Origin of the sequence: Shewanella aegiceratis, from assembly GCF_019457495.1 — a bacterium.
In the GTDB taxonomy this organism is placed as follows: Bacteria; Pseudomonadota; Gammaproteobacteria; order Enterobacterales; family Shewanellaceae; genus Shewanella; species Shewanella loihica.
Genome location: NZ_CP080416.1, coordinates 4,408,538 through 4,427,707, shown reverse-complemented (window position 1 = coordinate 4,427,707; position 19,170 = coordinate 4,408,538). Strand labels below are relative to the sequence as shown.

General features: G+C 57.7%; 17 protein-coding genes. 7 read left to right on the top strand and 10 right to left on the bottom strand.

Annotated features, from left to right (window positions below; all coding sequences use genetic code 11):
* Positions 1-46: 46 nt before the first annotated feature.
* From K0H80_RS19285 to K0H80_RS19270, 4 genes are read right to left on the bottom strand one after another with little or no spacing between them, the layout of a single operon-like run.
* Positions 47-352, bottom strand: a complete 306-nt coding sequence (locus K0H80_RS19285) for a DUF3240 family protein (RefSeq protein ID WP_220072656.1) — start codon at positions 350-352, stop codon at positions 47-49.
* A complete protein-coding gene (locus K0H80_RS19280) occupies positions 349-3,402 on the bottom strand; it encodes an efflux RND transporter permease subunit (protein ID WP_220072655.1) in 3,054 nt (1,017 codons plus the stop codon). Before K0H80_RS19280 ends, K0H80_RS19285 begins: the two co-directional genes overlap by 4 nt.
* Position 3,403: 1 nt before the next feature.
* Positions 3,404-4,444 carry an efflux RND transporter periplasmic adaptor subunit gene (locus K0H80_RS19275; RefSeq protein WP_220072654.1) on the bottom strand — a complete coding sequence of 347 codons (1,041 nt, stop codon included), beginning with the start codon at positions 4,442-4,444 and terminating at the stop codon, positions 3,404-3,406.
* Positions 4,441-5,673 (bottom strand): TolC family protein, encoded by a 1,233-nt coding sequence (locus K0H80_RS19270; protein WP_220072653.1) that lies wholly within the window; start codon positions 5,671-5,673, stop codon positions 4,441-4,443. The genes K0H80_RS19275 and K0H80_RS19270 overlap by 4 nt, the downstream gene beginning before the upstream one ends.
* A gap of 236 nt (positions 5,674-5,909) precedes the next feature.
* Between K0H80_RS19270 and K0H80_RS19265 the strand changes: the two genes are divergently transcribed.
* On the top strand, positions 5,910-6,440 hold the full coding sequence (locus K0H80_RS19265) for a helix-turn-helix transcriptional regulator (RefSeq protein WP_220072652.1): 531 nt from the start codon (positions 5,910-5,912) through the stop codon (positions 6,438-6,440).
* A 31-nt stretch (positions 6,441-6,471) separates the two neighbouring features.
* Here K0H80_RS19265 and K0H80_RS19260 read toward each other — a convergent pair whose 3' ends face one another.
* The gene (locus tag K0H80_RS19260) at positions 6,472-7,542 is read right to left on the bottom strand and encodes a hypothetical protein (RefSeq protein ID WP_220072651.1); all 1,071 of its coding nucleotides are present in this window, start codon (positions 7,540-7,542) and stop codon (positions 6,472-6,474) included.
* A 313-nt stretch (positions 7,543-7,855) separates the two neighbouring features.
* On the opposite strand from K0H80_RS19260, the gene K0H80_RS19255 reads away from it, so the two are divergent.
* Positions 7,856-8,080, top strand: coding sequence for a GDCCVxC domain-containing (seleno)protein (locus tag K0H80_RS19255; RefSeq protein WP_220072650.1), 225 nt, complete (start codon positions 7,856-7,858; stop codon positions 8,078-8,080).
* Positions 8,081-8,991: 911 nt separating this feature from the next.
* Here the strand turns inward: K0H80_RS19255 and hutI are convergent.
* The gene (hutI, locus tag K0H80_RS19250) at positions 8,992-10,218 is read right to left on the bottom strand and encodes an imidazolonepropionase (RefSeq protein ID WP_220072649.1); all 1,227 of its coding nucleotides are present in this window, start codon (positions 10,216-10,218) and stop codon (positions 8,992-8,994) included.
* Between the two features lie 183 nt (positions 10,219-10,401).
* On the opposite strand from hutI, the gene hutC reads away from it, so the two are divergent.
* From hutC to K0H80_RS19230, 4 genes are all read left to right on the top strand, one after another.
* A complete protein-coding gene (gene hutC / locus K0H80_RS19245) occupies positions 10,402-11,109 on the top strand; it encodes a histidine utilization transcriptional repressor HutC (protein ID WP_220072648.1) in 708 nt (235 codons plus the stop codon).
* Positions 11,110-11,231: 122 nt separating this feature from the next.
* A complete protein-coding gene (hutU, locus tag K0H80_RS19240) occupies positions 11,232-12,902 on the top strand; it encodes a urocanate hydratase (RefSeq protein ID WP_220072647.1) in 1,671 nt (556 codons plus the stop codon).
* Positions 12,903-12,929: 27 nt separating this feature from the next.
* Positions 12,930-14,462 (top strand): histidine ammonia-lyase, encoded by a 1,533-nt coding sequence (hutH, locus tag K0H80_RS19235; RefSeq protein ID WP_220043731.1) that lies wholly within the window; start codon positions 12,930-12,932, stop codon positions 14,460-14,462.
* A 150-nt stretch (positions 14,463-14,612) separates the two neighbouring features.
* On the top strand, positions 14,613-15,092 hold the full coding sequence (locus tag K0H80_RS19230) for a PaaI family thioesterase (RefSeq protein ID WP_011867549.1): 480 nt from the start codon (positions 14,613-14,615) through the stop codon (positions 15,090-15,092).
* Positions 15,093-15,157: 65 nt separating this feature from the next.
* On the opposite strand, the gene K0H80_RS19225 is transcribed toward K0H80_RS19230, so the two are convergent.
* Both K0H80_RS19225 and K0H80_RS19220 read right to left on the bottom strand, forming a co-directional pair.
* Entirely contained in the window at positions 15,158-15,871 is a 714-nt protein-coding gene (locus tag K0H80_RS19225; protein WP_220072646.1) for a DUF3157 family protein, read from the bottom strand.
* Positions 15,872-15,964: 93 nt separating this feature from the next.
* Positions 15,965-16,489 (bottom strand): outer membrane beta-barrel protein, encoded by a 525-nt coding sequence (locus K0H80_RS19220; RefSeq protein ID WP_220072645.1) that lies wholly within the window; start codon positions 16,487-16,489, stop codon positions 15,965-15,967.
* A gap of 183 nt (positions 16,490-16,672) precedes the next feature.
* Between K0H80_RS19220 and K0H80_RS19215 the strand changes: the two genes are divergently transcribed.
* Complete coding sequence (locus K0H80_RS19215) at positions 16,673-17,923, top strand: mechanosensitive ion channel family protein (RefSeq protein ID WP_220072644.1); 1,251 nt, start codon at positions 16,673-16,675, stop codon at positions 17,921-17,923.
* On the opposite strand, the gene K0H80_RS19210 is transcribed toward K0H80_RS19215, so the two are convergent.
* Both K0H80_RS19210 and K0H80_RS19205 read right to left on the bottom strand, forming a co-directional pair.
* Positions 17,920-18,543: a LysE family translocator gene (locus tag K0H80_RS19210; RefSeq protein WP_220072643.1), complete on the bottom strand. Its 624-nt coding sequence runs from the start codon at positions 18,541-18,543 to the stop codon at positions 17,920-17,922. The genes K0H80_RS19215 and K0H80_RS19210 overlap by 4 nt on opposite strands.
* A gap of 75 nt (positions 18,544-18,618) precedes the next feature.
* Complete coding sequence (locus K0H80_RS19205; RefSeq protein ID WP_220072642.1) at positions 18,619-19,170, bottom strand: lysophospholipid acyltransferase family protein; 552 nt, start codon at positions 19,168-19,170, stop codon at positions 18,619-18,621.

Below are 19,170 nucleotides of genomic sequence, written 5' to 3'. Positions count from 1 at the left end.
CTTCAGTCATAGGCTAAAGAGTACAGGCCTAAGGCGTTATCCAAAGCTAGCAGAGGGTACCTGTCTGCTGGATCGGCATGATCCAGTAGCGACAGGGATTATGCTGACACACCCGGGCGAGGTCGGCGAGCAGGGCCTGCTGCTGGCTGCTGGGGTGCATGATCTCGAACTTACAGAACTCCCGATAGCCCTCCACCTGCTCCTTGATGTTGAAGTGGCTGTGCTCACGGCTGAAGCCGCAGATATTGCCCAGGCTGAAGCCGGAGAGAAAATCCAGCTCGATCAGGGTATCGACTATGTCGTCTTTAATATCGTTCTGGGCGATCAGCACCAGTAGTTGTTCACTGCTCATCGGCGTTTCTCCAGCCAGTAGTAGAGGATAGGCAACAGGTAGAGGGTGGTGATGGTGGAGGTCAAAAGACCGCCTATCACCACTATGGCCAGGGGTTTCTGGATCTCGGCACCAGGGCCGGTGGCGAACACCAGAGGCATCAGGCCGAACATGGCGGTGGTGGCCGTCATCAGGATGGGGCGTAGGCGGCGCATGGCGCCCTGTTCCACCCGGGTTAGCAGGTCGCTAAACAGGTGGCGGGTCTGCTCATAGTAGCTGACCATCACCACGCCATTGAGCACGGCCACCCCCAATAGGGCGATGAAGCCCACCGACGCGGGAACCGACAGGTATTCCCCCGACAGGTAGAGGCTGACGATGCCGCCCATCATGGCGAAGGGTACGTTGGCCAGGATCAGCCCCGCCTTGGAGAGGGAGCCGAAGGTGGTGAAGAGGATCAGAGTGATCAGCGCCATGGCGATGGGGATCACCAGCAGCAGGTTGTTGGTGGCGCGCTGCTGGTTTTCAAACTCGCCGCCAAAGCTGACGCTGTAGCCGGCTGGCAGCTTGATCTGCTCGCCTATCTTGGTGTTAAGCTCCTCGACGAAGCCGACGATATCCCGTCCCTCGACGTTGGTGGTGATCACCGAGAAGCGATCCCCCTGTTCCCGCTCGATCAGTATCGGGCCTTCCTTATAGCTGAGCTTGGCCACATCGGTCAGGCGCCTGAGGGAGTGATCCGGCATCACCAGCAGCTGTTGCTTGAGCTCGTTGATGCTGCCAAGCTTGCCCTCGCCGCTGGCGATCAGCACTGGGGTGCGCTTCTTGCCCTGCAGCACCTCGGTCACCGCCACCCCTTCGAGTTGGCTCTTGAGGTAGCGGGCAAACTCCATGGTGCTCATGCCGAAGCCTCTAGCCAGCTCGTTATCCAGGGTAAGGTTGATGAAGGGGCTGCCCTCGATCAGCGACATCTTCACATCTACGCTGCCAGTTGTGGCGCTCACCAGTTGCTGGATCTCGCCGGTCAGTGTGCCCAGGGTGTCGATATCTGTGCCGAACACCTTGATGGCCACATCACCTATGCTGCCGGTCAGCATCTCAGAGACCCGCATCTGGATCGGCTGGGTGAAGTTAAAGTTGACCCCGGCGTATTGCAGCAGCTCGCCGCGAATCGCCTCGATCAGTTCGGCCTTGGTGTCGAAGCGCCACTCGCTGCGCGGGGCCAGCTCGAGAAATACGTCCGTCTCGTTCAGCCCCATGGGATCCAGGCCTATCTCGTCGGCGCCGGTGCGGGCGACCATCTGTTTGATCTCAGGCACCTTGGTCAGCAGGGTCTGCTGTATCTGTTTGTCGATGGCGATGGAGGCCTCCAGCGAGATAGAGGGTGACTTCTCCAGCTGCAGAATGATATCGCCCTCATCCAGGGTGGGCATGAAGGTCTTGCCCAATAGGCTAAACAGCCCCAGGCTGACGATCAGCAGGCTGAAGGCGATCAGCATAAAGCCTTTCTTCGCCTCGAAGGTGCGCTTCAGGCTGCCAAGGTAGGCGGCCTTGAGCTTCTCTATCGCCTTGGGCTCCTGGGCCGCCTTCTCGTTCACCAGATAGGAGGCGATCACAGGGATGACGGTGAGCGCCAGCACCAGGGAGGAGAGCATGGCGAACACTATGGTGACCGCCACCGGGGTAAACAGCTTGCCCTCCAGGCCGGTGAGGCTCAGCAGGGGCGAGAAGACTATGATGACGATGATGGTGCCCGAGACCACAGGGATGGCCACATCCTTGGTGGCGCGGAAGATAAGGTGCAGGCGCGGCAGTCGCTGCTTGGAGGCGATCTGATTCACCATGTTTTCGACCACCACCACAGAGGAGTCCACCAACATGCCGATGGCGATCACCAGGCCGCCAAGGCTCATCAGGTTGGCCGACAGGTCGAACAGATCCATCAGCAGGAAAGTCATCAGGGCCGCCAGCGGCAGCGACAGGGACACCACCAGGGCGGCGCGCACATTCCCCAGAAACAGTGCCAGCAGCACGATCACCAGTAGCACCGCCTCGAACAGGGCGCTCGAGATGGTGTCTATGGCGGTGTTGATCAGGTTGGCGCGATCGTAGAAGGTGTTGATCACGCTGCCCTCTGGCAGGCTGGTCTGAATCTGCGCTAGCTTCTGCTTAATGCCGTCGACAACTTGCGCCGTGTTAGTGTCTTTCAGGGCGATGATCAACGCCTCGGCGGTCTCCTCGCCATCCTTGGTGACGGCGCCGTAGCGCGCCAGGTGGCCTATCTGGATCTCTGCCAGATCTTTAAGGCGATAGACCTTGGCATCGTCGGCCTTCACCACGAGTTGTCCCAGCTCGTCGATGTCGTCGATGCGGCCCTCGGCGCGCACGATAATGGTGTCAGTGCCTATGGTGAGCTTACCTGCGCCCTCGTTGTGGTTGTTGTCCTTGATCGCCTGCTGCAGATCCGCAAAGCCTATGCCGGCCGCCGCCATGGCTGCCGGATTGGGATTGATGCTGAAGCTCTTGGCATAGCCGCCGAGAATGTTAACGTCGGCCACCCCGGGCACAGTGCGCAGCAAGGGACGCACCTCCCACTCCAGTAGCTGCCTGCGCTCCATCAGCGACAGGTTGGGGTTTTCCAGGGAGAACATGAAGATCTCGCTCAAGGGAGTGCTCATGGGGGCGACACCGCCGGAGACCCCTTCGGGGAAGCTGTCCCACACGGCGGCCAGGCGTTCGCTCGCCTGCTGCCTCGCCCAGTAGATATCTGTGCCTTCGGCGAAATCCAGGGTGATGTCGCTGATGGCGTACTTGGTGGTCGAGCGCAGAATCGCCTGATTGGGGATCCCCAGCAGCTCTGTCTCTATGGGCACAGTGATCTGCGCCTCTATCTCTTCGGGCGTCATGCCCGGCGCCTTGAGGATGATCTTCACCTGGGTGGGCGAGATGTCGGGAAAGGCATCTAAGGGGATCGCCAGCCAGGCCTTGCCGCCGGCGGCCATCAAAATGGCGGCGACGATCAGCACAAACAGGCGCTGGGTGAGGGAGAAGCGTATTACCGAGGTCAGCATCTTATTCGCCCCCTAGGCCGAGCATGATCCCTTTCACCGCCGCCACAGATTGCGACAACACCTGCATCTGGCTCAGATCCTGGTCGCTGGCGACTATGTACTGCTCCGGCGTAGACCCCAAAATCTCTATGGTGACCGCCTCGAGCTGGCTCGCCTGTTGGGTAAATACCTGACTCTCCTGCTCCCAGCTGAAGACGCTGTGCTTGGGCAGCAGGTAGACGGCCTTTTGATATTCGGGTATCACAGTTATCTGCTGTCCCAGCAACAAGTTACAGCCTTGAGGAACCGGCTCAGACCAGGCGTTGATAAAGGCGCCGTCGGCGATGGCCGACTGGGCATCTATGGTGAGATGACAGGCATTGATGTTGATCGCCGACAGCGAGGCCGACTGGCTCATGGGCACATTGACCCGGACGCGAATGGCATCGCTGGGCACCAGAGAGAACAGCTGAGTGCCGGCATGGTAGGGGGTGTCGAGCTGATTGAGTTTGACGATACCGGCCACGGGCGCGCCTATGGTGAGCGACTCGCTGGCCTCATCCTTGGCGAGCACCATGGCCATGAAATGCTGCATATGCTCATATTCGAGGTGGCTGGCAAAATAGTCCTGGCTGATCTCGCGCCACTTATCGGCGCTGATGCTGCCATTCTTCAGCAGCGGGCGGTTGCGATCGTAACGCTGCTTCGCCAGTTGATACAGGCTGCTGGCGGCCTCGACCTGTGCCAAAAAGTGGAACACCTCTGGGCCGGTCAGCCTGGCGATGGCCTGTCCCTGGGTGACGGGCTGGCCTTGGCCCACCAGGAAGGTGACCTGCTGGATATTTTCCGGCGTGCTGACCCAGTAATCGTTGCCGGGCAGGCGGGCGACCTGGGCGGGCAGGGCGCTGCCCTCATAACTGGCCACCTTCTGTGGCTGCACATAGCTTAAGGCAAGCTTGCCTAGGGTCTCTAAGCTTAATGGCTCGGCCTGAGCGGGATGCATAAGACTGGTGGAAAGGCAGGCGGATAAACAGAGGAGGCTGGCGCCATACTTGGCCGTCATAATGAGATTCCTAAGGCTTGTAGTTGCTGAGAATGGAGTTGTTGTTGGCTGACCCGGTTCAGCGCCAGACGCGATTCGGTATCCAGCGCATCCATGTAGCGGCGCAGCCAGATCTCATAGCTCACCTGGTTCTGGTCTTTCACCTTGGCCAGCTCTTCGGTGATGGTGCGGCTCAGGGAGAGCCCCTGTTTCAAAAGTGCTTGCTGCTGGCTGAGCGTCTCTTGTTGCTTGGCCAGCTTCTCCGCCTGGGTCTTGAGTTGTAGATAGGTGCGATCGCTTTGCAGTAACTGCTCTTGATTGGTCTGTTGCCAGCTGGCGAGCTCGCTCTGGGATAGGGCGGAGCTGACCCCGAGGGGGACTGTGATCCCCAGCCCCAGCTGATTGTCGTCCAGCTGGTCGTCGGCGGTGCGCTTGGCGGTGAGTGAGAGGGTCCAGGGATCTTGTGTGCCCGCCTGCTGACGTTCGATCAGCAGACGCGCCTGTTGCTGTTGTAGCCGCTGCAGCTGCCACAGGGGGTGCTGGGCCAGCTGGTTGTCGAACTCAGGCACCTGCCGCAGCTCGGCGCTTGGCTCATCATCGATAGATTCAGGTGGCTGCTGCTGGCCGGTGAGGCGGTAAAACAGCGAGACCGCCTCGGCCTGTTGCTGTTTAAGCTGGATCTGCTGCAGGTCGATATCCACCTGTTCGCGCTCGAGTAGCAGCAGGTTGGCCACAGGCAGCTCGCCCACGTCGGTGAGGCGCTTCTGCTGTTGATGCAGCTTCTCCAGCAGCTTACGTTTGCGCTCCAGCTGGGCCAGCTTGACGCTGGCGAGACGATAGTCCCAGATGCTTTGGCGAATAAGCCCAGAGAGGTAGAGATTCTGCAGCGCCTGCTGCTGGCTGCCGATGGCCTGGGACAACTGCTTGATCTGGCTGTCGCTGTCGTAGGCGCCGGGTGACTTTAATGGCAAATTGAGCGACACCTCCTGCTCGTAGCTGTTATCATTGTCCAGGCTACCCAGATGGCTCAGGCTGATACTGGGCAGTCCCATCAACCAGCTTGAGCTGCTCAGCTGCTGGGCGCGCTCATCCTCGACGACGGGCGCCTGGGCGCTGGCATTGGGAAGCCGTGACTTACTGATCTTCAGCAGGTGGTGGAGTTGATGTGTCGAGGCCGCATAGCCAAAGAAACTACTGCTACTTAATGCGGTCAACAGACATATCTTGATACAAGACTTAACGACGGACATAAGCGATTTCTGTGGTATTAAAGTGTGCCGTCAGTCTAGTGATTGTGCCGCCCCTGTCTTGAGGGAGATGTATCATAAAGCGGCCTATGGTACATATGTACCATAAGTTAACTTATTGATTTTATGTTGCTTCGCCTTTTTGTATTATCGGTTTTCGGCTGTAGGTTTGCCTGTGGATTTTGGCTGTCTGGCGCGTAATTGAGTGTGGGCAGGCCGTGATAGGAGTAGGAATATCCATGAAAAAGGATCTGGTTATCATCGCCCTCTTGGTGCTTATCATGTTGTTTAAGCTGGTGGATATTGTCGCCGACGTGCAGCTGGAGATCCCCGCCTGGCATATCGCCCAGGAGAGTGTCTTGGTGCTGCTGACCGTGATCGCCACCCTCTATCTGAGCCGTGACCTAATGCGCCGCTCCCGGCAGGTCAAGGCTCTGGCCCACAGGCTCGCCCAGGCCGACAAGCAGATTGATAACCTATCGACTCAGATGCGCACCGCTCGCCAGGAGTATAGCCAGGCGGTGGCCAGCCAGTTCGATACCTGGGGCTTCACCAAGAGCGAGCAGCAGGTGGCGTTTCTTATCCTCAAGGGGCTCAGCTTCAAGGAGATCGCCGAGGTGCGCCAGACCAAGGAGAAGACGGTGCGTCAGCAGGCCTCCACCATCTATGGTAAGGCCGAGGTGGATGGCCGCCACACCTTCTGCGCCTGGTTTATGGAAGACTTCATTCAAGATCACAACCAGGAGCTAGCCAGCAACGAGGCGGCCTAGTCTCTGTTTGTCAGTGCCCTCTGGCCGAGCGTTATTCGCCGCCCTTCCTGGCCCAACCCGCCGGCAGGCTGTTTTCCATACGCTCCAGACGTTCGAGCAGCCGTACCTGATTGCTGAGCACCTCCTGCTGGTTGGCGATGATCGCCTGCTGAATCGCCTGGGTCTGGCAGTACCTCAGCTTGTTATGACCATAATTGGCGGCCGTCAGCGCCGCCGAAGAGATGCCGTTTAGCAGCTCACCGAACTTCTTCAGCGGGTTGTTCTTTATGGTGCCACCCACATAGCCATGCACCTGAGCGACAGGCTCTATCTTGGTGGTGCCCAGCGCCTTGAGCAGCTGACCAAAGAGTTTGATGGAACCCGCCCCGGCGGTGACGAAGAAGGCAGCCTGTTCAAACTCGGTAGGGCTTTGGTTGATAAACTGGCAGCTGTCGCCCACTAGGTTGTTGATGCCGAAGCTGGCGTTGCTGTTGGGGCCGAGTCCCTGCTTCAGGGTTTCCAGATGAGTCGTCATCTCGTGGAACACATCGAAGAATCCCGACTGAAAGGCGCCGCCGTCGACCGTGAAGGCGCGATAGAGGGGATAGAGGGAGTAGCCCGGCATGGCATCGATCAGACCGATCATGGGGTCGAAGTGATAGATGTTGCCGAGTAGGCTGCTGTCTTGCATGTTAAACAGCAGGTTACCCGTGGATTCCAGATCGCTCACGAAGGCGATAAGATCGTTTTTAAAGCGGTAGCACTCGCTACCCCCGGCGCAGCTGGCCCCACCGAAGGCGGCCAGCCCCTCAAATTCCTGCTGGATCACCATGCGGCCCTCACTGCCGGCATTCTCGATCATGTCGAACATCTGCTGGGTGTAGCCGTTAAAGCTCTGTTGTGCCTGCTGCAGGATCAGCACCTTGCCCTGAATATCTACCGTGTTGGTTACTGTCTTGCCTGCATCCTCTGCGGCGTCGGCGGCGTCCGTTGCCGTGGTCTTGAGCTTATCCCAGATGTCGGATAGCAAGTCGGCCTGACTGCTTGGGCTGAAGGTGAGCCCGGCGGCGAGCAGGCAGGCAATTAACAAGGGATAGGCGCGGGAGAATGTGTGGCTGTTCATAGCGACTCCTAATCGATCAGGCTTGATCAAGCGAGGGGAGATCTTTTAGGTATAGTGGTTATCTCTATGGCCAGAGGCTGTGCCGCTAGCGAAATATGTGTAAAGCCAAGTACATCGGGGGTTACACTTGGTTCAGTGCGGAGTCACAATGCTTTACACGGCTTGAGAAACTATCTTGCGCCTGTATTGGTGTTTCGCGCGGTTTTTGGCTAGGTAATAGTCGAGATTCTTGCTTACTGCAATGTGAGCCCGGCGCTGTTTATTTGCGCTCGATGGGCGTAACTTGAGGTGATGATCCTTGTGTGAGGTTTTTATGGCGAACCCAATCCAATTCGAATCCGAGATCACCTGTCCCCACTGCGGTCACAAGTGTGTGGAGACCATGCCCCAGGACGCCTGCCAATTCTTCTACGAATGCCAGGGCTGCCACGAGATTCTCAAACCCCTCCCCGGCGACTGCTGCGTCTTCTGCTCCTACGGCACGGTGAAGTGTCCGCCAATACAACTTGGGCAGTGTTGTCAGGGGCGGTGTTCCTGAGACCCAGAATGGTGGGGGATTAGCGCGGGCTCTCTTTAATAACGGTTTGGAACTGAGCCTGTGAGGTAAAGAGCAAATTATTAACTTTGCGCTGAGTTGTCATTTATATAGGTGATTGTATATCTTACCATAATTGCTGTTAATCGCCTGCCGCGGGCTTATGTGCAGGTACGTCTTCGGGACGCTGTAAATCCATCCCTGGCCGCTTAACGAAAACATCCCTGTTTTCGATACCCTCAGACATACCTACACACCTTATCCAACGTCTCTTCGATTAACCTGATTTTGTATCTGTTAGGTCAACAGAAGGAAAACTCATAAGTGATAGAAGAACAAGGAAATATCCAAATTTGATCGCATTTCATAGATGAAATAGTTGAGGCCAAATCGAAGATACAGATGACCGGGTGTAAGCACGCTTTTGGCCTTCGGTGGCAAGGATGCTACCGCAGAGCCCCCAGGGACGGGCTTGCTGCGTGCCAAAAGTGTGCTTGCACATGAGCCCACCGCAGGTGATAGGTTGCCATGGCGTCATGGCTTTCAATTACTTATTAAATATCAAAAGCTGAAGCGAAGAATTTACAGCTATATATTTGCTGACTAGGAAGTCATTTGGCATTTATGCCATTACAGTTCATGGAGGGATGGGCTTGAACAACGTCCCTGTTTAAAAGCCAGTTCGGCATCCATGCCTCTCGTTCGTGAGCTAGAAGCTGCGCTTCACTCACCGTGCCAAAAGAGTGCTTGCACATGAGGTCGTTTTTTCACATCCATGTGATCACGACATTGGCATGTCCCTATGCTGCACCCACCGCAGGTGATAGATAACCTATTAAGCCATGGTTATCTCATTCACTTGCCAGATACCAAAACCCTTAGGGGCACAAAACAAGAAGATTACTTCATCATCTTTATTGATGAACCAAGTTCCCGTTTTTCACCACTTCCTTACACACATCAACCCCATAGCTGTAGGCCAGCGCGGCGGGGGTAGTGATATCCCACAGGCAGAAGTCTGCCTGCATGCCAGGTTTGAGTACGCCAACTGAGGCCTCTACTCCCAGCGCCTTGGCGGCGTTGCGTGTCATGCCCGCTAGGGCTTCCTCTGGGGTGAGACGGAACAGGGTGCAGCCCATGTTGAGCATCAGCAGGCTGGAGCAGAGCGGCGACGAGCCAGGGTTATAGTCGCTGGCCAGCACCATGGGCACATTGTATTGGCGCAGCAGGTCGATTGGCGGCATCTGGGTTTCCCGCAGGAAGTAGAAGGCGCCGGGGAGCAGGGTGGCACAGGTGCCGCTCTCGCTCAGGGCTTTCACGCCAGCCTCGTCCAGGTATTCGATATGGTCCACCGACTTAGCGCCGAGTCCAGCCGCCATGGCCGACCCGCCCAGGTTTGACAGTTGCTCGGCGTGCAGCTTGATATCCAGTCCGGCCGCTTTGGCCGCGCTCAGCACCCGCTCTGTCTGCTCCAGGCTGAAGGCGATATTTTCACAGAAGACATCTACGGCATCGGCCAAATCTTCGTTAATCACAGCAGGCAGCATCTCGTCGATCACCAGGTCTACATAGGCGTCGCTCTTGTCCTTGTACTCGGGCGGAATGGCATGGGCGCCGAGGAAGGTGGTCTTCACGTCCACATGGTGATGCTTGCCCAGTTCGCGGGCGACCCTAAGGAGCTTGAGCTCAGTCTCTGTGTCCAGGCCGTAGCCGGATTTTATCTCGACCGTGGTCACCCCTTCTTTGGCGAGGGCGTTGAGGCGTTGGCATCCCAGTTCGAACAGCTCGGCCTCGCTGGCCTCGCGGCAGGCCTTGACCGTGCTGATGATGCCGCCGCCGGCGCGGGCGATCTCTTCATAGCTGGCACCTTGGAGGCGTAGCTCAAACTCGTTGGCGCGGTTGCCGGCGAATACCAGGTGGGTGTGGGCGTCGATAAGGCCTGGGGTAAGCCAGCCGCCCTTACCTCTGTAAACCGGCGTTGACAAGACATCGAACTCGGGTAGCTCGCTGCGGGGACCCATCCAGGCGATCTTGCCCTCCTTGACGGCGATGGCGGCATCGGTGATCGCACCGTAAGGCGCTGAAATTTCAGGGTCCATAGTGGCGATATTGACGTCAATCCAAACCTGATCCCAAGACATGATGTTTCCCTCGACTGGCGCGCCCTAACGATGGCGGCAATAAATTTATGTGAGCTAGCTTGTATTTACTTGTATATACAAGCTAGGATTATAGCGGTAATTTTCAGCATTTGAAAAGTGTAATCGAGTTTGCGGCGATGCCTGGGAAGTAATCATCACCCGGGCCGCCCACAAGGAGCAGAGATGGCGACGCCCAAGTTTGCAGAGATCAAACAGTTTATCTTGACCAAGGTGGAGTCCGGCGAGTGGCAGCAGCATAGCCGCGTGCCGTCGGAGAATCAGCTGGCCGAGCTGTTTGACTGTAGCCGCATGACGGCACGGCGCGCCCTGACCGAGCTGACCGAGTCCGGCGTGCTCGAGCGCTCCCAGGGGCTGGGCACCTTTGTCGCCGGGCTTAAGTCGCAATCCTCCATGATGGCGATCCGCAACATCGCCGATGAGATTAAGGACAGGGGCCATGGCTACAGCGTGAAGCAGCTGGCACTGACCCAGACCCAGGCCACGGCGCCGATCGCCATCGCCCTTGGGCTGGAAGAGGGCAGCGAAGTGTTCTACTCGGTACTGGTGCACTGCGAGCAGGGGACGCCGCTGCAGCTGGAGGAGCGCTTCGTTAACCCCCAGCTGGTGCCCGACTATCTGGCCCAGGATTTTAGCCTGCAGACGCCCCACGAATATCTCTCCTTCGTGGCGCCGCTCACCGAGGCCCGCCACACCATAGAGGCCGTGGTGGCCGACGATATTCAACGTGAGCGATTACAGATAACCCAAAGCGAGCCTTGCCTGCAGATCCTGCGTCGCACCTGGTCCCGTCAGGGAGTGGTGAGTTTCGCGCGCCTGCTGCATCCGGGCAGCCGTTTCCGCCTCGGCGGACACCTGACCTTTAACCGTTAAGGCGATAAACCCATTTGGGAACGGCCTGTTTCCCTAAGCAGTATCTAGGCTGCAACAGGTAATAAGTTACTGAATAAAGATAAAAATAATGTCATCGAGACAGCAAATTGAGGTAAGCAAGAATGGATAAGAGACACGACCCTAGCCGTCGCATTATCGCGCCACATGGCACTACGTTGAGCTGTAAGAGCTGGCTCACCGAGGCGCCGATGCGCATGCTGATGAACAACCTGCACCCAGATGTGGCCGAGCGTCCGGAAGACCTGGTGGTCTACGGCGGTATCGGCCGTGCGGCCCGTGACTGGCAATGCTATGACAAGATAGTTGAGGTGCTGCAGCGCCTGGAAGAAGACGAGACCCTGCTGGTACAGTCGGGTAAGCCTGTGGGCGTGTTCAAGACCCACAGCAACGCGCCGCGCGTCATCATCGCCAACTCTAACCTGGTGCCACACTGGGCCAACTGGGAACACTTCAACGAGCTGGATAAGAAGGGCCTGGCCATGTATGGCCAGATGACTGCAGGTTCTTGGATCTACATCGGCTCTCAGGGCATAGTCCAGGGCACCTACGAGACCTTCGTGGCCATGGCCAAGCAACACTTTGGCGGCGATGCCAGCGGCAAGTGGATCCTCACCGGCGGCCTGGGTGGCATGGGTGGCGCTCAGCCACTGGCCGGCACTATGGCGGGCTACTCTGTACTGGCCTGTGAGGTGGACGAGACACGCATCGACTTCCGTCTGCGTACCCGTTATGTGGACAAGAAGGCCACTAGCCTGGATGAGGCGCTGGCGATGATCGACGAAGCCAACAAGAGCGGCAAGCCAGTGTCTGTCGGCCTGCTCGCCAACGCCGCGGACATCTTCGCCGAGCTGGTAGAGCGTGGCATCACTCCGGATGTAGTGACCGACCAGACCTCGGCTCACGATCCACTAAACGGCTACCTGCCACAGGGCTGGACCCTGGAACACGCCGCCGAGATGCGCAAAAAGGATGAGGCGGCCGTGGTCAAGGTGGCCAAGCAGTCGATGGCGGTACAGGTAAAAGCCATGCTGGCCCTGCAGGCAGCTGGTGCGGCCACCACAGACTATGGTAACAACATTCGCCAGATGGCGTTCGAAGAGGGCGTGGAAAATGCCTTCGACTTCCCAGGCTTCGTGCCTGCCTATGTGCGTCCACTCTTCTGCGAAGGCATAGGTCCCTTCCGCTGGGCGGCGCTCTCTGGCGATCCGGAAGATATCTACAAGACAGATGCCAAGGTGAAGGAGCTGATCCCAGACAACCCACATCTGCACAACTGGCTGGACATGGCGCGTGAGCGCATCGCCTTCCAGGGTCTGCCGGCACGTATCTGCTGGGTCGGCCTGAAAGACAGGGCGCGTCTGGCTAAGGCCTTCAACGAGATGGTGAAAAACGGCGAGCTGTCGGCGCCAATCGTGATCGGTCGTGACCACCTGGATTCTGGCTCTGTGGCCAGCCCCAACCGTGAGACAGAATCTATGCTGGACGGCAGCGATGCGGTATCGGATTGGCCGCTGATGAACGCCCTGCTCAACACGGCAAGCGGCGCGACCTGGGTGTCTCTACACCATGGCGGCGGCGTCGGCATGGGCTTCAGCCAACACTCGGGTGTGGTGATCGTTGCCGATGGTACCGATGAGGCCGAGGCGCGTCTGGGCCGTGTGCTGTGGAACGACCCGGCCACCGGCGTGATGCGTCATGCGGATGCCGGCTATGAGATCGCCAAGCAGTGCGCCAAGGAGCAGGGCCTGGATCTGCCCATGCTCGACCTATAAAAACAATAAGAACAAGAGGTTGTAATAATGAGTCATCTAGTATTAAAGCCAGGCACCCTGAGCTTGGCACAGCTAAGAGCCATCAGCCGTGGCAAGGTGAGCCTGGAGCTGTGTGACAGCGCGGTTGCCGACATCAACACCAGTGCCGGTCTGGTACAGAAGGTGCTTGATGAAGGTCGCACCGTCTACGGCATCAACACAGGCTTCGGTCTGCTGGCCAACACTAAGATTGGTGAGCAAGATCTGCAGCTGCTGCAGCGCTCTATCGTGTTGTCACACGCCGCCGGTACCGGCCAATATATGCAAGATGCCACAGTGCGTCTGATGATGGTGCTGAAGATCAACTCCCTGAGTCGTGGCTTCTCTGGCATTCGTCTCGAGGTGATCAACTTCCTGATCGCCCTGGTGAATGCCGAAGTTTACCCATGTGTGCCCGAGAAGGGCTCAGTAGGTGCCTCGGGCGACCTGGCGCCGCTGTCACACATGTGTCTGCCGCTGCTGGGCGAGGGTGAGATGAGCTACAAGGGGCAGATCATCTCGGCCGCCGAAGGTTTGGAGATCGCTGGCCTTAAGCCAATCGAACTGGCGGCGAAGGAAGGTCTGGCGCTGCTTAACGGCACTCAGGCTTCTACCGCCCTGGCGTTGGAAGGTCTGTTTAACGCCGAAGATCTGTTTGCGGCCAGCTCGGTGATCGGCGCCATGAGCGTCGAGGCCGCCATGGGCAGCCGTAGCCCGTTCGACCCACGCATCCATGCGGCCCGTGGTCAGAAGGGTCAGATCGACTCGGCCACCGTGTTCCGTCACCTGCTGGGTGAAGAGTCTGAGATCAGCCTAGATCACATCAACTGTGAGAAGGTGCAGGATCCCTACTCGCTACGTTGTCAGCCACAGGTGCTGGGTGCCTGTCTGACTCAGATCCGTCACGCCGCAGAGGTGCTGGCCACCGAAGCCAACGGCGTAACCGATAACCCACTGGTGTTCCAGGATACCGGCGACATCATCTCCGGCGGTAACTTCCACGCCGAGCCTGTGGCCATGGCGGCGGATAACCTGGCGATTGCTTTGGCCGAGCTGGGCTCCATCGCCGAGCGTCGTATCGCCCTGCTGATCGATTCTAACCTCTCTAAGCTACCACCATTTCTAGTGGAAAACGGCGGGGTGAACTCAGGTTTCATGATCGCTCAGGTGACGGCGGCGGCCCTGGCCTCTGAGAACAAGACCTACGCCCATCCAGCTTCGGTCGACAGCCTGCCAACCTCGGCTAACCAGGAAGATCACGTCTCTATGGCGACCTTCGCGGCGCGCCGTCTGCGCGACATGTCGGAAAACACCCGTGGCGTGCTGGCAGTTGAACTGCTGGCGGCGGCTCAGGGCCTGGATTTCCGCGCACCGCTGCAGCCTGCGACGGCCGTGGCTAAGGCTAAGGCCGAGCTACGTGAGGTGGTGGCCTACTATGATAAGGACAGATTCTTCGGTCCGGATATCGAGGCGGCTACCGACCTGCTATTGAGCGCCAGTTACAACCAGTATCTACCGGCGGGCGTGCTACCTAGCCTCTAGTGGAAATGCTGTGAGCGAAAAGGGCCTTAGGGCCCTTTTTTATTGGCTGGCGTATAGGGCCAACTAGGATAGGTATTAGTCCATAAGTCTGTGTTGCCATGGGGACGCTATCCCGTTAGCGTAGAAGGCCAATTTGTCGAGGAGTTTACTATGCAGGGAATCGCCTTTCAGGATGCCTACCCGGATGACCTGAGCCACTGCTATGGCTGTGGACGCAACAACGAGCAGGGGCATCAACTCAAGAGTTATTGGCGCGGCGAGCAGACCATAGCCCACTTTATGCCCAAGCCCTTTCATACGGCGATCCCAGGCTTCGTCTATGGCGGCCTTATCGCTTCATTGATCGATTGTCACGGCACCGGCAGTGCCAGCGCCGCCGCCCAGCGAGCGCTCGAACAGGCGGGGGAGCAGCTGGATGAGCCGCCAAGATTTGTCACCGCCGCCCTCAACATAGACTACCTGGCGCCGACCCCCATGGGCGTGGAGCTGGAGCTTGTCGGTGAGATCAAAGAGGTGAAGCCCCGCAAGGTGGTGGTGGAGATTGCCCTGTCGGCAGACGGTAAGCTGTGTGCCCGCGGCCATATGGTGGCGGTCAAGATGCCAGAGACCATGGCCGCTACGTCCGCATAATAAAACAGGCCATTAAGGCCTGTTTTTCTTTTCGACTAACGATTTGCTTTGCTAAGCCGTCAGGGTTAGCGCGAGCTCATGTCGATAATCTTCAGCGTCATCAGCTCCTTGCTCCACCTGGCCTTGTCGACGCCTTCTATCCAGAAGGTCTCGCTGTCGCGGGTCTGTCCCTTACGCAGATAGGTCTCGGGCACGCGGAAAATAGCCTGCCAGACGTTGACCGTCTCTGTCTTGATCAGCTCGCCCGAGTCGGCATACAGGCCGATCTCCATCTCGATGATCACATAGTTCTCTTCGCTGTTGCTGCTCAGCTCGAAGTTGAGTCCCAGGCGCCCCTTGCTGTCCCACTGGCTCTTTAGGTAGCTCACCTTGGCGCCACCCTTGGCGGTGGAACGCAGCAGGTTGGCATGATCCATGGCCGATGCCGTCATGGCGCCGCCCACGACTGGGCCGCTGGCGATCACCACAGGCTGCACCTTGGCGACGGGCTGGCTGATCTGCTCGGCTTGTGTCAGGGCTTGTGTATTAGATTGTGTATTAGCCTGTGTCTGGACTATCTCTGTCCCTTGGCTTTCTATCGCCTGGCCTTCTGTTGTGGCAGAGGTGGTCAGAGGCGTCAGGAACACATATTCCCAGGTGAAGTCGGCGTTGAGTCTGACGGTGGCGCCATTTTCCAGGGTGATCAGCGCGACGGCATCGTCAGCCTTATCGGCTGCAAAGGCGGGAGCCATCAGGAGGAAGAGGGCCATGATGGCGCAGCTTTGTAGTGCTTTATACATTGAATTTAACCAGTTTTAGCGGTTTGTCTGTGGCCTCTAGCATAGTCAAACTCGCGCTAAATTCCTATATGCCTGGATCGCGATTAGCGGATTTTAGTTGCTGTAGCCAAAACTGAAGAGCGCCGACTGGCTGGCCGAGTCATAACCCAGACCAAGCACCAGATGACGGCCTAGCCGATAGCGGACCCCGAGCTCGCCGCCCCAGCGGGTGTCTCGCTCCGTTTCCCAAGTGGGCTTACCGTCGACGATGCGCGGCGAGATATTGTTGGTGTAGGAGTATTCCTGAGTGTAGGCGCTGACGCCGCCATAGAGACTGAGGTGGTCTGTGAGTCCATAGCTGAGCCCGAATCGCCACAGCTTGTCCTGGGCATAGGCTTCGCTAGGTGCCTCGACTTCTATGTCCCGTTTCTGACTTTGGGCATAGCCCAGATAGTAGCCCCAGTTAGCATAATTCCTGTCATAATGGCTGGGTGCCAGGGTGATACCATAGAGCGCCGACTCGGCCGGAATATAATCCAGGGTGATGGCCGTCTTGGGGCTTGGCCCCTGGGTTTGGTCTGCCGCCAACAGGGGGCTGGCGCCGACGAGCAAGACGGCGCCAAGTAGAGGCTTTAGCATAATTTTCTCCATCATCACGGGACAATGGATTGTTGAGAATCTCTGTATTACAGTCAATCAGATAGGCTAAAATAGCTTTTAAAATAGGTAGTTGTATCGCTTTTGTTGGTGTGCTGAAATGGCCTTGTTGCAGGCTCATTATCGGATTTGCCACAACAGGTGAATTTGCAAGGAGAGAGAATTTTGGATCAAGAATTACGCGCACAGGTGTCGCTCTGGTTGACCCACTTTGGCATAGATAGCCCCTCGGACGGGGTATCTACCGGCATCATGGTCTTTGCCTGTCTGTTGATCGCCTTCATCGGCTATGTGGTGGTGAAACGCGGCGTGGTGAGCACAATGAACATAGTGATCCAGCGCTCTAAGGTGCGTTGGGACGACATCTTCATGAAGCATAGGGTGCTGGAGAAGCTGGCCAAGCTAGTGCCTGCCTTGATCCTCAACATCTTGCTGCCGCTGGCCTTGGTGGAGCATCCGCTACTCAGCAGCCTGGCAGATAGATTGCTGGATGTGGCGATAGTGATCCTCTTCGTGCGCGCCGTGTACAGCGTGCTGGATGCGGGTAACGAGATCGCCGACGTCAACATGATCAGCCGTCGCCTGCCGATCAAGAGTTTCGTGCAGCTGCTCAAGCTGTTTATGTTCTTCGTCGCCATCATCATCTCGATCTCTGTGCTGGCGGAGCAGTCGCCGGTCTACTTCCTCAGCGGCCTGGGTGTCGCCACGGGTCTGGTGATGTTGGTGTTCAAAGACACTATCTTGGGGTTCGTGGCAGGTATTCAGCTGGCGGCCAACCGCATGGTCAGCCCTGGTGACTGGATTCAGATGGATAAGTACGGCGCCGACGGCGCGGTGGAAGAGGTCTCACTGACCACGGTCAAGGTGCAGAACTGGGACAAGACCATCACTATGATCCCCGCCTACGCCCTGGTGTCCGACGCCTTCAAGAACTGGCGCGGCATGTCAGAGTCTGGCGGTCGGCGCATCAAGCGGGCGGTGAATATCGATATCGACTCCATCGCCTTTCTCAGTGATGAACAGCTTAAGCGCCTGGGTAAGATCAACCTGCTCAAGGAGTACCTGGCTCGCAAAGAGGCGGAGATCGCCGAGTTCAACGCCAAGATTCAGGATGGCGACATGCCGGTGAATAGCCGCAACCTCACCAATGTCGGCACCTTCAGGGCCTATCTGCTGGAATATATGCGTAAGCACCCTAAGGTGCATCAGGAGATGACCCTGCTGGTGCGTCAGCTGGCGCCGACCACAGAGGGGTTACCCATAGAGATCTATATCTTCACCAATGATACCCGTTGGGCGTTTTATGAGGATATTCAGGCGGATATCTTCGACCATATCTACGCGATTCTGCCGCAGTTTAACCTGCGGGCCTTCCAGGCACCGACCGGCGCCGATGTGCGTAGTCTTAAGGGTTAGTCTCGGGTGACGAGTATGGCGGCCAGGGTGAGAAATACGCCGCCGCTGGTACGGTCAAACCAATGCAGACGGTTGCTGGCCCTGAGTTTGGGGGCCAACACGTTTGCCATGCTGGCATAGATCATCACGAAGCTGAAATCCACCAGGGCCCAGGTGAGCGCCAGTATGGCGAGCTGTGGCCCCTGGGGCGCGGTGATATCGATAAACTGTGGAAACAGGGCGCCGAAGAAGAGCAGATCCTTTGGATTGCTAATCCCTACCAGAAAGGCCTCTTTAAACATCTGCTTAGGCGAGCCCTTGCCCTTGATGTGTTGCAGGTTCAGTTCCTGGGCACTGGCCTTGGTCAGTATTAGCTTGATCCCCAGATAGATAAGGTAGGCCGCGCCGCAATACTTAAGCAGGGTAAAGCCATACTCTGTGGCGCTCAGCAGCGCGCCCAGGCCGGCGGCTGAGGCAAACATCAACAAGAGGGCCGAGCTGACGCTCCCCAGTGCGGTGGCCAGGCTGCGCACCTTGCCGAAATGGATCCCATGACTCATGGAGAGCACCGCCATGGTGCCGGGAGAGATGGCGATAAGCAGGATTGCCGCCAGGTAGAGTAGCCAGGTATCTAAGTTCATCTGAAAATTGTATACAAAATGCCGGTGGCCGCACTATAACCAGTGCGACCCGATTTGGCAATCTGTTAGGCTGTCTTAGGCGTGGTAGTCGGGGATGGCCTTGGCATGGCGGCCCTTGATGGTACGGTAGAAGTCGAGGATCTGCGCCATCTCCTTGTCGATATCGCCGGTGACGCTTATCGCCTCGGGGATCACCACTCGCTTACCGGCAAAATCCAGCGCTACCGTGACTATGGGTACCTGTGCCTTGGTGGCGATATGGTAGAAGCCTGTCTTCCAGCGTTTCACCGGGCTGCGGGTACCTTCCGGTGCCAGGGCCAGCTTGAAATTAGGGTCTTGCTGAAACAGTTGCGCCGCGGCGTCTACCAGGTTGTTGTTCTTGCGGCGATCCACCGGAGTGCCGCCTATTGCGCGGAACAACCAGCCCCAGGGGGGAATAAACAGCTGATGTTTGCCGAGGAAGTGGATCTTCTGCCCCAGGGCGCCCCTGGCCAATACGCCGACGATGAAGTCCCAGTTGCTGGTGTGGGGGCCGACGATGGCGATATATTGAGGCGCCTCGGGGAGGTGACCGTCTATGGTCCAGCCGCTGAGTTTGAGGATAGCTTTACACAAAGATTGAAACAT